Annotated in this window: 14 protein-coding genes; 1 reads left to right on the top strand and 13 read right to left on the bottom strand. The window is 50.2% G+C overall.

Translation table 11 applies throughout. The features are described from left to right. Positions 1 to 27 precede the first annotated feature (27 nt). The 5 genes from OGY01_RS21895 to potA all read right to left on the bottom strand — a co-directional run bounded on the left by OGY01_RS21895 (position 28) and on the right by potA (position 4,497). Positions 28 to 534, bottom strand: coding sequence for a methyltransferase (locus tag OGY01_RS21895; protein WP_045441825.1), 507 nt, complete (start codon positions 532 to 534; stop codon positions 28 to 30). 139 nt (positions 535 to 673) lie between these two features. After that, positions 674 to 1,720 carry a spermidine/putrescine ABC transporter substrate-binding protein PotD gene (gene potD, locus OGY01_RS21900; protein WP_045441827.1) on the bottom strand — a complete coding sequence of 349 codons (1,047 nt, stop codon included), beginning with the start codon at positions 1,718 to 1,720 and terminating at the stop codon, positions 674 to 676. Positions 1,721 to 1,743: 23 nt separating this feature from the next. Then, positions 1,744 to 2,523 carry a spermidine/putrescine ABC transporter permease PotC gene (potC, locus tag OGY01_RS21905; protein WP_003030794.1) on the bottom strand — a complete coding sequence of 260 codons (780 nt, stop codon included), beginning with the start codon at positions 2,521 to 2,523 and terminating at the stop codon, positions 1,744 to 1,746. Then, on the bottom strand, positions 2,520 to 3,377 hold the full coding sequence (gene potB / locus OGY01_RS21910) for a spermidine/putrescine ABC transporter permease PotB (protein WP_045441829.1): 858 nt from the start codon (positions 3,375 to 3,377) through the stop codon (positions 2,520 to 2,522). Before potB ends, potC begins: the two co-directional genes overlap by 4 nt. Then, positions 3,361 to 4,497, bottom strand: a complete 1,137-nt coding sequence (potA, locus tag OGY01_RS21915; protein WP_045441837.1) for a spermidine/putrescine ABC transporter ATP-binding protein PotA — start codon at positions 4,495 to 4,497, stop codon at positions 3,361 to 3,363. Before potA ends, potB begins: the two co-directional genes overlap by 17 nt. A gap of 249 nt (positions 4,498 to 4,746) precedes the next feature. Here potA and pepT point away from each other — a divergent pair, with 249 nt between their 5' ends. Continuing rightward, a complete protein-coding gene (gene pepT, locus OGY01_RS21920; protein ID WP_045441840.1) occupies positions 4,747 to 5,973 on the top strand; it encodes a peptidase T in 1,227 nt (408 codons plus the stop codon). A gap of 56 nt (positions 5,974 to 6,029) precedes the next feature. Here the strand turns inward: pepT and roxA are convergent, their stop codons facing one another. From roxA to OGY01_RS21960, 8 genes are all read right to left on the bottom strand, one after another. Further along, entirely contained in the window at positions 6,030 to 7,151 is a 1,122-nt protein-coding gene (gene roxA / locus OGY01_RS21925; protein ID WP_286493699.1) for a [50S ribosomal protein L16]-arginine 3-hydroxylase, read from the bottom strand. 88 nt (positions 7,152 to 7,239) lie between these two features. Continuing rightward, positions 7,240 to 8,703, bottom strand: coding sequence for a two-component system sensor histidine kinase PhoQ (gene phoQ, locus OGY01_RS21930; protein ID WP_045441845.1), 1,464 nt, complete (start codon positions 8,701 to 8,703; stop codon positions 7,240 to 7,242). Beyond that, a complete protein-coding gene (gene phoP / locus OGY01_RS21935) occupies positions 8,703 to 9,374 on the bottom strand; it encodes a two-component system response regulator PhoP (protein WP_045449570.1) in 672 nt (223 codons plus the stop codon). The genes phoQ and phoP overlap by 1 nt, the downstream gene beginning before the upstream one ends. A gap of 181 nt (positions 9,375 to 9,555) precedes the next feature. Continuing rightward, the gene (gene purB / locus OGY01_RS21940; RefSeq protein ID WP_045441847.1) at positions 9,556 to 10,926 is read right to left on the bottom strand and encodes an adenylosuccinate lyase; all 1,371 of its coding nucleotides are present in this window, start codon (positions 10,924 to 10,926) and stop codon (positions 9,556 to 9,558) included. Positions 10,927 to 10,929: 3 nt separating this feature from the next. After that, positions 10,930 to 11,571 (bottom strand): high frequency lysogenization protein HflD, encoded by a 642-nt coding sequence (gene hflD, locus OGY01_RS21945; RefSeq protein WP_045449571.1) that lies wholly within the window; start codon positions 11,569 to 11,571, stop codon positions 10,930 to 10,932. 35 nt (positions 11,572 to 11,606) lie between these two features. Continuing rightward, complete coding sequence (gene mnmA / locus OGY01_RS21950; RefSeq protein WP_045441850.1) at positions 11,607 to 12,713, bottom strand: tRNA 2-thiouridine(34) synthase MnmA; 1,107 nt, start codon at positions 12,711 to 12,713, stop codon at positions 11,607 to 11,609. A gap of 53 nt (positions 12,714 to 12,766) precedes the next feature. Beyond that, positions 12,767 to 13,228, bottom strand: coding sequence for an NUDIX hydrolase (locus OGY01_RS21955; RefSeq protein WP_225760774.1), 462 nt, complete (start codon positions 13,226 to 13,228; stop codon positions 12,767 to 12,769). Between the two features lie 10 nt (positions 13,229 to 13,238). Beyond that, the gene (locus tag OGY01_RS21960; protein WP_286493700.1) at positions 13,239 to 14,168 is read right to left on the bottom strand and encodes a hypothetical protein; all 930 of its coding nucleotides are present in this window, start codon (positions 14,166 to 14,168) and stop codon (positions 13,239 to 13,241) included. Positions 14,169 to 14,186 lie beyond the last annotated feature (18 nt).

Here is a 14,186-nt window from a genome sequence, read left to right on the forward strand (position 1 = left end):
TGCCAAAGCCCTTACCGGCAACGTTCTTTAAGCCTGTACAAGCTGGCGGCTCTCGCGCAGGGCCGCCAGAATCAAAAATCCTGTAATGTAAAAACAGCAGATCAGTGCCAACACGCTCAGCCATATGGGCAGTCGGGTAATGTAAACCAGGCTGCACGAGATAATCACTAAAATAATCCCGGTGTACATAGGGTGTGCAATCCAGGCAAAAATGCCGCGTGTAACTCGTTTAGCGTTGGGTAAATAATATCCTGTCCAGGTGTGGCTGCCGCCAAGATCCCATTTCCCCTTGATAACCAGCGCGTTACCGATGATCGCTATCGCCAGGTACCCCCAGTCCGCTGGATTAATCTGATGATCAAAAAACAGACTGTAGCCAAAAGCCAGAATCGGCAGTAAGAAGGTCAGGCGCAATAGTCGGGTTGCTGCTATCGGCAGCAAAGGACGAGCGCCTACCGGTTGAGGGCGAGGGAGAATAAAAAGAGTGAAAACAATGAGGTTAACCAGCTCAAGTAGCATCCATAGCGTTGCCATTGGGAGCCTCACAGCAGAGTCGGAATAGAGTAAGCGTAGCTGGTGGCGGGGGTAAATAAATCAGTCGAAAGACGTAATCAACTTCGGGGATTGCAGCTAGCAACCCGGCGTTGCCATGTTTCGCCGGGTTGCAAGAGTATTAGCGTCCTGCCTTCAGCTTCTGATAATACTCTTCATAAATAGCGCTGGCTGAACCGACATCGTTTTGCCATTCGCCTTTGCTGATAGTTTCCGCGTCAGGGTAGAGCGTTTTATCATTCGCCACGGCCGGGCTTAGCAGCTTACGCGCCGCCAGGTTAGGTGTTGGATAACCAATGGTTTCTGCTACTTCTTTCGCCACGTCCGGGCGCAGCAGGAAATTAATCAGTTTCAGCGCACCTTCTTTATTTTTGGCGTTCGCCGGAATAGACAAGCTGTCCATCCAGAAAATACCTCCCTCTTTCGGCCACACGACTTCCAGTGGTGTGCCAGCCTGACGCGCGACAAATGCGGATCCGTTCCACACCATGCCCAGGTTCACTTCACCTTCCATATAGGGGTTCGCCGGGTTATCGGAGTTAAATGCGGCTACGTTGGGCATTAGCTTTTTCAACTCGTTATAGGCGGCTTCAATCTCTTTCGGATCGGTGGTATTGCCGGAATAGCCCAGTTTACGTAGTGCCATCTGGAATACTTCACGGGCATCATCAGTTAACAGCAGACTGCCTTTGTATTCAGGTTTCCACAGGTCTGCCCAGCTGGTTACGGTTTTCGGATCAATGGCATCACTATTGACGCCAATCGCCGTTGCCCCCCAGATGTACGGAATTGAGAAGTCATTGTTCGGGTCAAACGGCTTGTTGAGCATTTCCGGATCGAGGTTGTTGAAGTTGGTTAACTTCGACTTGTCAATTTTCTGGATCATGCCCTCTTTGCGCATCTTATCCACGTAATAGGTGGAAGGTACCACCAGGTCGTAGGCGCCTTCTTTATAGGTTTTGAGCTTGGCATACATGGTTTCATTCGACTCGTAGGTTGAATAAATAACCTTAATACCAGTCTCTTTTGTAAACTGTTCCAGCAGTCCTGGTGGAACGTACTCGGTCCAGTTATAGAAATAGAGTGTATTGCTATCGGAAGCTGTGGCAGTGTTCATGCCCAGTGCCAGAGCACCCGCCGCGAGCAGGTGGCGTGACCATTTTTTCATTTAACGTCCCCTGAGTATCGGCCTTAGCGGCCCTTGGTTTTATCACGTGCAATAAGCTGGCTGGCGATAACCATAACCAGCGACAGAACCAACAAAATGGTAGCCAGCGCGTTAACTTCCGGTGAAACGCCTACTTTAACCATTGAGTAGATTTTTAGTGGCAGAATTTCATAGCCAGGTCCGGTAACGAATGATGAGACAACGACATCATCCATCGACAGGGTAAAGCTCAGTAACCAGCCTGCAGCTACCGCAGGCATGGCCAGTGGTAGAATAATTTTGCGCAAAATAGTCACTTCACTGGCCCCCAGATCCTTCGCTGCCTCAAGCATACGCACGTCAAATCCTTTCAGGCGCGAGTAAACTGTCACTACCACAAAAGGCAGGCAGAAGGTGATATGCGAGAACAGCAGTGACCAGAAGCCGAGTTGGATCCCGATCAGCATAAACAGCACCAGCAGTGAAATCGCCATTACGATATCTGGTGACATCATCACCACAAACAGCATGCCGCTGACAAACGGTTTGCCGCGAAAACGATAGCGATAAAGTGCAACTGCCGTCAGTGAACCAATCAGGGTCGCAAATGTTGCAGATAACACGGCCATGGTCAGTGAATGCTGCGCTGCCTGCAACAGGCTGTCATTATTCATCAACAGGCCATACCATTTGGTGGTAAAACCTTGCCAGTTGATGCCAAAGCGCGAGCTGTTGAAAGAGTTCACAATCAAAATAATGATTGGAATGTACAGATACGCGTAGATTGCGGTCATAAAACCGCCGCGAAGCAGTCGACCGATCATTCGAGTTCCACCTTCTTGTTCAGTAGGCGGGAAGCACGCCAGTATATCAATAGCATCAGCCCCATCACGATGGTCAGAGTAATGCTGGTAGCTGCACCAAATGGCCAGTCGCGGATATTCAGGAACTGAACTTTAATCACGTTACCAATTAACAGGTTTTTCGCACCGCCCATCAGATCGGAAACGTAAAACAGTCCCATCGCGGGCAGCATAACCAGCAGACAACCAGCGATAATCCCCGGCATGGTCAGCGGAATAATGATGCGGGTAAAGGTCTGAAATTTGCTTGCTCCCAGATCACGTGCCGCTTCCAGTAGTGGCTTGTCCAGCTTCTCGATGCTGGAGTAGAGCGGCATCACCATAAACGGCAGCAGGATGTAAACCAGACCGATAATTACTGCACTGGGGGTAAACATGATGCGAATTGGCGTGTCAATCACACCGAGCCATAGAAGAAACTCGTTGAGATAGCCTTTGGTGCTGAGAAAAATTTTGAGTCCATAGATGCGAATTAACGAGTTGGTCCAGAATGGAACAATCAGCAGGAACAGTAGCAGTGGTCGAACTTTTTCTGGCAGCTTTACTAAAAACCAGGCGAAAGGATAGCCGAGCACAAGACAAGCAAGTGTGGCAATTAGCGCCATATTGAGGGAGTGAACCAGTACCTCAAAATAGAGCGGATCGAGTAGACGAGCGTAGTTTTCCAGCGTAAAGACCATTTTGACGAAATTTGCATCGTCGCGGGTCAAAAAGCTGGTGCCAATGATCATCAGGTTGGGCAGAAAGACAAATAACACAAGCCAACCGACAATGGTGACGATCACCACACTCTGGAATTTACTTGTGTTCTTCATCAGCCAGCACGACCTCCCAGCTTTCTACCCAGTTAATGGCCATTTTCTGGTCGAGAGAGTGATCGAAGTCAGGGTCGTCTTCGTTGAAGAATTCACTGACCATCACCATCTTGCCATTTTCCAGTTCGACAACTGACTCCAGCGTCATGCCTTTGTAGTTGCGCTCGCGCACGTAGCCGATAAGTCCTTCGATATGATTATCATCATTGATCTCATCAACGCGCAAATCTTCCGGACGCAGCAGGACGTTTAATTTCTGTCCTGGAACAACCGCGAAATTCACATAAATGTTGCACTCGCGACCCTCAACGTTAGCGCGAACGCGCTGTTCGTCCAGACGTTCAATAACGGTCGCATTAAACATATTGATCTCACCGATGAATCCGGCAACGAACAGATTTTTTGGCTCTTCGTAGATTTCACGCGGCGTACCGTCCTGTTCTATACGGCCATCACGCATCACTACGATGCGGTCTGACATCGTCAGAGCTTCTTCCTGGTCGTGAGTGACAAAAACAAAAGTAATGCCGAGCTTACGTTGCAGTGCTTTCAGTTCGTTCTGCATCTGCTTGCGCAGTTTGTAGTCCAGCGCAGAGAGTGATTCATCCAACAACAGCAAACGAGGTTTGTTGACTACCGCACGGGCAATCGCCACACGCTGTTGCTGCCCACCGGAGAGTTGATGTGGTTTGCGCTGGGCAAACTCTTCCAGTTGCACCATACGTAAGGCTTCGGTGACGCGAGGAGGAATGTCAGCTGCGGGGGTCTTCTGCATACGTAAACCGAAAGCCACATTTTCGAAAACGGTCATGTGGGGGAATAACGCATAGCTTTGGAATACGGTGTTCACGTAGCGGTTTTCCGCAGGAACGTGAGTGATGTCCTGGTTGTCCAGCATGATATGACCGGAATCAACCGTTTCCAGACCCGCAATCAGGCGAAGAACGGTCGTTTTACCGCAGCCAGAGGGGCCAAGCAGCGTGAGGAATTCGCCATTGTTGATGGTCAAATCCAGGTTAGAAATCACCTCTTTACCATCGAAACTTTTGCGAATTCCCGCTAATTGCACCAGTGGAGAAAGCGAACGCGGTTGTTTATTCAATTTTTTACTCTGTCCCATGTAAACGCAACGGATTTCTGACCATTGCGGGGTTTGTGGTTGACCACCTTGATGTCTCTTAATGAGGGCCGTTATTCTACGGCAAACCATTGTAATCGCCAATCCTTGTTGCGAATTACTGACTTAGCTTTATATTCAGAAGGATGTCATGGCGAAATATTCTCATTTGCGGGGATAAAAGTGACCTGACGCAATATTTGTCTTTTGTTGCTTATTGATAATGTTGTCACAAAAAGTGAGGGTGACTGCATGGATAAACTACTTGAGCGTTTTTTACACTACGTGTCGCTGGACACCCAATCAAAATCGGGCGTGCGACAGGTTCCCAGCACCGAAGGACAGTGGAAGTTATTGCAGTTGCTTAAGCAGCAACTCGAAGAGATGGGGCTGATTAACGTTGCATTGAGCGACAAGGGAACGTTGATGGCAACGTTGCCCGCTAACGTGGCAGGTAATATTCCCGCTATCGGTTTCATTTCCCATGTGGATACCTCACCGGATTTCAGTGGCAAAAACGTCAATCCGCAAATCGTTGAAAACTACCGTGGCGGCGATATTGCGCTAGGTATTGGTGATGAGGTTCTGTCGCCGGTGATGTTCCCGGTGCTGCATCAACTTCTTGGGCAGACGTTGATTACCACAGACGGCAAAACGTTACTGGGAGCTGATGACAAAGCGGGCGTGGCGGAAATCATGACTGCGCTGGCCGTATTGATACAGAAAAACATTCCGCATGGTGATATTCGTGTGGCCTTTACGCCTGACGAAGAGGTTGGCAAAGGGGCAAAGCATTTTGATGTTGCAGCCTTTGATGCGAAATGGGCTTATACCGTTGACGGTGGTGGCGTGGGTGAGCTGGAGTTTGAAAACTTCAATGCGGCATCGGTCAATATCAAGATCGTCGGCAATAATGTGCATCCTGGCACGGCAAAAGGGGTAATGGTGAATGCGCTGTCGCTGGCAGCCCGCATTCATGCTGAAGTTCCAGCCGATGAAAGCCCGGAAACCACTGAGGGTTATGAAGGTTTTTATCACCTGGCAAGCATGAAAGGTACGGTTGATCGGGCGGATATGCACTACATCATCCGTGATTTCGACCGCAAACAGTTTGAAGCACGTAAACGTAAAATTATGGATATCGCCAAAAAAGTCGGCAAGGGGTTACACCCGGATTGCTATATTGAACTGGTGATAGAAGACAGTTACTACAATATGCGCGAAAAAGTCGTTGAACATCCACATGTTCTGGATATTGCACAGCAGGCGATGCGTGATTGTGATATTCAGCCGGTGTTGAAACCCATTCGTGGCGGCACCGACGGCGCGCAGCTGTCGTTTATGGGATTACCATGTCCGAATCTGTTTACTGGCGGCTACAACTATCATGGTAAACATGAGTTTGTGACGCTGGAGGGAATGGAAAAAGCAGTGCAGGTGATCGTGCGTATTGCGGAATTGACCGCAAAACAGAAGTAAGTTTATCTGTAGATGCCGGATGACGGCTGACGCCTCATCCGGCATAACGACAACAATTATCCTTCGAAGAACCAGTACCCGCTGTTTACCAGTGCGGCAAGCATTGCAAGGAAAGAGGGATCTTCCAGCGCATCATCGAAGTTTTCGGCTGTCAGCACAATATGGTTGGCCAGCGCCTCAAGGGCAGGTCGATGCGGAGAGTCAATTTTTTCACCGTTAGCGTAGACATCATCACCTACATGTAATACGCGCAATCCACCGAGACGCACCAGCACATCACCCTGTTTCAGGGCATCATAGATTTCGTCTGGCTGATAAGGCGGCTCTGGTGGGGCGATATCCAGCTCGTGACGAGACTGGGAAATAAACTCGCCAAACCACTGTTTAAAATGTTCAGGCTGGTTAATCAGCCCAAGCATCATTTCGCGCAGTTTGTCCATTTCCTGCGGCAGAACATCCGCCGGATGATCACGGGCTGGCAGATCCGGGTCGCTGTAGTAAGTGCTACCCAGCTCGCGTTGCAGAACGTAATCAGCAAATCCGCTGATAAGCTCCCGGGTATTGGGCGCGCGAAAACCTACCGAATAATTCATCGCGTTTTCCAGCGCATAACCTTCGTGCGGGAATCCTGGTGGAATATACAGAATATCGCCAGGCTCCAGCTCTTCATCAATAATGGCTTCAAACGGGTCGACCTGTAGCAGGTCCGGGTGCGGACAATGTTGCTTGAGCTGGAGTTTTTCACCCACACGCCAGCGACGGCGACCGGTACCCTGAATAATAAATACATCATACTGATCCAGGTGCGGGCCCACGCCGCCACCAGGTACCGAAAAGGAGATCATCAGATCGTCGATACGCCAGTCCGGTAACTCCCGGAAAGGGCGCATTAGCGCAGCGGTGGGTTCGTGCCAGTGATTGACAGCCTGCACCAGTAGCGACCAGTTGTTTTCGCCAAGGTGGTCATAGCTCTCAAAAGGACCGTGGCTAACCTGCCATTTACCGTCCTGATGGCTGACAAGTCGACTGTCTACTTCGCTTTCCATTGCCAGGCCAGCCAGTTCGTCAGGGGAGAGCGGATCAATAAAATTGTTAAAACCACGCTTTAAGACCACAGGGCGCTTTTGCCAGTGGCGTTCAAGAAAATCGGGCCAGTTGAGGTTTAATTGGTATTCCATAATGAGCATCCGCAGGCTGTTAGTTGCTCCGATTATAACGGATGCTTAACCAGATAAGTGATGTCTGCACATAAATATTACAAACAGCTTACTCGTCGTTTTGCCCCGGATGCTGACGGCCAAAAATAACTTCCATTCGTGCACCGCCTAACAGGCTGTCTCCGGCGATAATTTGTCCGTCATATTGTTCGGTAATTTCACGGGCTACCGCCAACCCCACGCCCTGACCTGGTCGTAACGTATCAACACGCTGACCGCGATCAAATACGATTTCACGCTTGCTTTGTGGTATTCCTGGACCGTCGTCTTCAACCAGAATATGCAGGCGGTCTTCCGACAGTTGCGCTGAAATTTCGACGAACTCCAGGCAGTATTTACAGGCGTTATCCAGGACGTTACCCATCACTTCGACAAAATCATTCTGCTCGCCAACAAAGCTGATTTCGGGTGAGATATCGAGACTGATATTGACGCCTTTGCGCTGATACACCTTATTGAGGGCGGATGTCAGTTTATCCAGTAAAGGGGCAACAGGGTGCAGTTCGCGGCTGAGGAGAGCGCTACTGCCTCGCATACTGGCGCGATGCAGGTAATAGCCAATTTGCTGAGAAATACGGCTGATCTGTTCCAGCATAAGGGGTTCCGCATCACTCATGCTCATCTTTTCACTACGCATAGAGCGCAATGTACTTTGCAATACGGCCAGCGGTGTTTTCAGACTATGCGTGAGGTCGGTTAAGGTAGTGCGGTACTTATCGTAACGTTCACGTTCGCTTTTCAGCAACCGATTGAGGTTGCGTACCAGACTGGTAAGCTCGCGCGTGGTTGCGGGGTTAAGCATCTCACGATGGTGCTCTTCGAGTTCACGGACCTCGCGGGCCAGTGATTCAATGGGACGTAAGCTCCACCAGGCGGCGACCCATAATAGCGGTATGACTAATAACAGGTTGGCTACCAGTACGTAGATAAACCAACTCCAGACCATATACGAGCGCTTCAGCTCAATAGGGATGGTATCGACAACGACAATAGTAAGCTGGGGCATTCTGGCCGTGGCAGGATAAACGTTTACTGCGACGGAGTGGGTCATTTCGGCGTCGTCGTCATCTTCCCGGACTTCTTTAAGCTGCTGCTGTGCTGAATGATCCTCGCTGAGTAACGTGCTGGTCGCATTGACGTTGGCTTCAATCTCATGGAAGCCATTGGTTTTTAACCAGTCAGGACGAATGCTTTGTATCAGCCAGGGGACATCGCGTTGCGCCCATAGCAACTTGCCGTTTTCATTATAAATCAGCGACATTGTAGGGCTTTGCATATCGAGATTTTCAGGCAGTTCGACGTTTATCTTACCGTTTTCCCATTTCGCAAGGGTGTAGAACAGGTTACTTTCACCGCGCAACAGGCGGAAGGTTGTCTTATCAAAGCTCAGGCTGTAACCAACTAAAGCGACCATGCCATAGGCCAGAGATAGCACCAGTACCACGCCTGCAGTAGCCAGCAAAAAGCGTACACGCAGCGATAGCGGGAAAAAATGTCGCAAGAATTTATTCATTAGCGCAGTTCGAAAAGGTATCCCTGACCACGTACGGTGGTGATCACTTCATTCGGATATTGAGCCTGAATTTTTTTGCGCAGACGTCCCATCAGAACATCGATGGTGTGGCTCTCGCGCAGCTCGGCATCCGGATAAAGCTGCAACATCAGCGAATCTTTACTGACCACTTTGCCGTTATTACGGATCAGCGTTTCCATAATGGTGTATTCGAAAGCCGTGAGCTTAATGACTTCGTCATTGACAGACAATTCACGACGTGAGAGATCAACCTGAAAAGGCGGAAGGGAGATAATTTGTGACGCCAGACCGCTGTTGCGGCGCATCAACGCCTGCATTCGCGCCATTACCTCTTCAATGTGAAATGGCTTGGTCACATAGTCGTCAGCGCCTGCGCTGAGCACTTCCACTTTGTCCTGCCAGCCTTCCCGGGCGGTTAATACAAGAATGGGAAGGGAGACTTCACTGCTGCGCCAGCGGCGGATCAGCGACAAGCCATCTTCATCAGGAAGCCCTAAATCGACGATCGCAATATCTGGCAGGTGCTCGTTAAGATAATAGTCTGCTTCCTTTGCATCCTCTGCGTCATCAACCTGGTGGCCTAAATCCTGTAACTGAACTTTCAGGTGGTGACGTAATAATGCATTATCCTCAACAACCAGTACGCGCATCATCGCTGCTCCATTAATTAACGGTATGAATAGTTTAACGCTGATTATGGTGCTGTGGGGATAAACATTTAATAAACCAGAAGGGATGTGAAGCGCCGGATGGCGGCAGGGAAAGCTTATCCGGCATCCGGGGGAGGCAGACAGGCCGGATAAACATAAGCGTCATCCGGCGCAGGAGAGATTATTTCAGCTCATCAACCATGGTGATAGCGCGACCAATATAGTTGGCAGGCGTCATCGCTTTCAGACGAGTTTTCTCTTCTTCTGGCAGTGCCAGACCATCAATAAACTGTTTCATGCCTTCGGCGTCAACACGCTTGCCTCGGGTCAATTCTTTCAGTTTTTCGTATGGTTTTTCAATGCCGTAGCGGCGCATTACGGTCTGAATTGGCTCTGCCAGTACTTCCCAGTTATGATCCAGTTCGTCCAGCAGGTGGTCACGGTTCACTTCGAGTTTACTCACACCCTTCAGCGTGGACTGATAAGCGATGAGCGCATAGCCAATACCCACACCCAGATTACGCAGGACGGTTGAGTCCGTCAGGTCACGCTGCCAGCGGGAAACCGGCAGTTTACTGGCCAGGTGCTGAAGTACCGCATTAGACAGGCCCAGATTTCCTTCGGAGTTTTCGAAGTCGATTGGGTTAACCTTGTGTGGCATGGTGGATGAACCAATTTCGCCAGCGATGGTTTTCTGTTTGAAGTGGTTCAGCGCGACATAGCCCCAGACGTCACGATCAAAATCGATCAGGATGGTGTTAAAACGCGCCACGCAATCGAACAGTTCGGCAATGTAGTCGTGCGGTTCAATCTGTGTGGTATACGGGTTCCACTGAATGCCCAGAGAGGTGACAAATTCTTCACTGAACTGATGCCAGTCAACTTCCGGGTAGGCGGCGATGTGGGCGTTATAGTTGCCGACTGCACCGTTGATTTTACCGAGAATTTCCACCTGATTTAACTGGCGATACTGGCGTTCCATACGGTAGGCCACGTTAGCCATTTCTTTGCCCAGCGTAGATGGTGTGGCGGGCTGACCGTGGGTACGGGAGAGCAGGGGAATGTCGCGATACTGCACTGCGAGATCTTTCACTGCGTCGATAAGTTTGCGCCAGTAAGGCAGGATCACTTCGTCGCGAGCGGTTTTCAGCATCAGCGCATGAGACAGGTTATTGATGTCTTCAGAAGTACAGGCGAAGTGGATAAATTCGGCAACTGCGTGCAGTTCCGGGATATCAGCCACTTTTTCTTTCAGGAAATACTCAACTGCCTTCACATCGTGATTGGTCGTACGCTCAATGGTTTTGATACGCGCGGCATCTTCTTCATTGAAGTTAGCGACGATCGTATCAAGGAAACCGATTGCGTCGGCAGCAAAAGCAGGAACTTCCTTGATCGCTGCGTGCGCGGCCAGTTTTTGCAGCCAGCGTACTTCAACTTGTACACGGAATTTCAGCAAACCGTATTCGCTGAAAATCCCGCGCAGCGCGCTGACTTTATCGCCGTAGCGTCCATCGACAGGGGAAACGGCGGTCAGTGAGGATAATTCCATAGATCACAACTCCGGGGTTAAATGAGCAAGAATTTGTTTTGCCTGAGTGGTCAGGCGATTACGAGAAAACATGAGTTGCAGACGGCCTCCACCAACCTGATGCCAGAGCACAGCGGCACGAATGCCAGCCAGAAGCGAAGCGCGTACTTTTGCCTGTACCTGCGGGCTCTGGAGGATGGCTGGCGAACCTGTTACCTGAATACGCGGACCGAGTGGGCTGATGACGTCAACGTAGATACCCGCCATTGCACTCATTAACGTTTCTGACTGCAAATCAAAATGGTCTAACTGGCGTTGCAAGCCGTTGATACGGTCTCCCAGCGTGTCCATTGCGCCTTTGGCTGCTGACAGCTTACGCTCCAGCACCATCAGGCTTAGTGTGTAGCGAGTGAGTTCCGCATTCAGCCCCTGACGGCTGCTGGCATTAAGTACGCCAAGCAGTGTTTCCAGTCCGAGACGTAAATTGGCTTCGCTACCACCAAATACGCCCAGCGTAGAGCTGGGGTTCATATCGATAACACTGTTCAGTGAAACGTGTAGGGCATCGGCATCACAGTGCCCCTGGTGTGCCAGTTGTTGCACCAGGCGTGCTGACTGGCAAATGCCTGCCAGGGCGAGGGTGATGTCATAATAATTCTTTGCCACGTTCACTGCTTCCTTGTATTAAACCAATAAAATAATTATACCGGCAGAGGCAAGCGCTGCTCGATAATACCGCCGCCGAGGCACACTTCACCGTTGTAAAAGACGGCTGACTGACCCGGGGTTACCGCTGCTACCGGCTCATCAAAAATAACTTCAATACGTTCGTCATCCAGTGCTTTAACGGTGCACGGAATGTCTGTCTGGCGATAGCGGGTTTTCACCGTACAGCGCATTGTGCCGGTAAACGGTTCGCGGTCGACCCAGTGTAATTGCTGTGCGATAAGGCCAACGGACATCAGACGTGGGTGTTCATGGCCCTGCGCGACAATGAGGATATTGTTCTCAACGTCTTTGTCGACCACATACCATGGATCTTCGGTACCTTCTTTCGTACCGCCGATGCCGAGACCTTTACGCTGGCCCAGGGTGTGGTACATCAGCCCCTGGTGCTGGCCAATTTCTTCACCATCAACGGTGATGATTTTTCCTGGCTGAGCAGGAAGGTAACGACCGAGAAATTCGCGGAATTTACGTTCGCCAATAAAACAGATACCAGTAGAGTCTTTTTTCTTCGCGGTAATCAAACCGAGATCTTCGGCAATTTTACGCACCTGCGGCTTGGACAGTTCGCCAACCGGGAACAGGCTTTGTGCAATTTGCTCATAACCGAGAGTATAGAGGAAATAGCTCTGGTCTTTATTACCGTCGAGGCCACGCAGCAGGCGGCTTTTGCCGTCCACATCCGCGCGGCGAACGTAGTGACCGGTGGCGATGTAGTCAGCACCTAAATCTTCAGCGGCAAATTCCAGGAAGGCTTTAAACTTAATTTCTTTGTTGCACAGAATATCCGGATTCGGTGTACGACCCGCTTTGTACTCCTCAAGAAACAACTCAAAGACGTTGTCCCAATATTCTGCAGCAAAGTTTACGGTATGCAACTCAATGCCGAGTTTGTCACAGACAGCCTGTGCATCCGCAAGATCGGCGGCCGCTGTACAGTATTCCTCACCATCGTCCTCTTCCCAGTTCTTCATGAACAGGCCTTCTACCTGATAACCCTGTTGTTGCAACAGCCAGGCAGAAACGGAGGAGTCGACACCGCCGGACATGCCGACGATCACTTTTTTTGGGCTTTCAGACATAGGAATACTCACGACATTGAACTTCAAGGCGGCATATTCTAGCACGCAGCCCTTTACTTGACACCCTCTGTAAACGGCCAGTTAAATTCACCGATCATTGTTAGTGGGTACCGTTGTCCGCTCTGATAACAGCGGATACTCTCAGCAACCAACGGAGACCGCAGGTTTGGCGCAGTGATGATCTCTTCCGCGCTCACCCAGCGACAGCAGTCTATATCGCTGTCATGAGGTTCAGTAGCGCACATATTGGCAAGCTCAATAGCGAACAGAAAACGCAAAAAGGGTGTTTTGTCAGGCGCGATCCACTGATGCATGCGAATGAAGTGTTGCGGCTGTGCCTGAATGCCGGTTTCCTCCCACAGCTCGCGCGCGGCAGCTTGTACCAGGGTTTCATCCGCCTCCAGATGTCCGGCTGGTTGGTTCCACAACGCTTTACCGTTGATGGTCTCCTCAACGACTAAAAATTTATCTTCTGCATGCACAATACAGGCTACGGTGACGTGCGGTTTAAACATGGTTCACCTCTTATTCTTCTTTAAAGCCTTCAGCTACATCTGGCCAGCTAATTTCGCCAGTGGCTTTATCGATACTGATATAGGCCATCGGAGGGGATGTTTGTGGATCGGCTGCACCTCGGCATAACTCCGTTTGATGGTCTTCGCGAACGATAATCTCAATTGCGTTCTTAGCATTCCAGCTCTCATAAAAAACACATTGATAGTCATGGCGCAAATCGAGGGTAGCGACTCGTGTCGCTTTATCCGTAGATAATGGATTAATGTCGTCACGATAGCGGTCACCCTTGTTTAAAGGTTGCAGCTGTGATTTTTTTAACCAGCCGCGTACGATATGGCGATCGGCGGTGTAGTAGACTACTTCAATAAAATCATCTTTTGACTCTTCCTGAGCAGAAACGATATCGCCGGGAACCAGGAAGGTGGAGCGGCTCCGACACTGCTCATCCGGCATCGAATAGAATCCTGCGCGCGTGCTGCCGTTTATCTGATAAAGGTTACTTGGGGCTGGGGGCATCTTTTCGCGCTGTGACATCGCTTTATTTGCCCACGCCTCACATGCTGGGCTCACAGGTAGCGGATTAGTTAACGGTGCGAGCCCATCTACTGTGACCCAACCGGTAGCGAAGGTGCCGTTTGTGTCCCGATAACGGACATAACGAAAGGGTTCGTCTTTGGAAAGCATGCCTGTGCTTTCATAACGCTGCGAACTTCTCAGCACCTCTACTGTGTCGCTATTGACCAAAAAAGCGGGAAGCTGGCATTTGCTGGCTGGAGCGGAGTAGAAATGCAGCCTGGACCCAGTGTCCACTTTAGCAGAGGCGTAAAGATAATTTGCCTCTCCTGCCGCGATTCCGGCTATTCCTTCACAATCCTGCTTTGCATAGCAAAATGGTGATATGCCGTACAGCATCAACGTTGCAATGATCCGTTTATCCATGATGTTGTTTCTTCCCTG

The sequence above is a fragment of the Citrobacter sp. Cm038 genome (genome assembly GCF_030333105.1).
GTDB classification, from domain to species: domain Bacteria; phylum Pseudomonadota; class Gammaproteobacteria; order Enterobacterales; family Enterobacteriaceae; genus Citrobacter; species Citrobacter murliniae.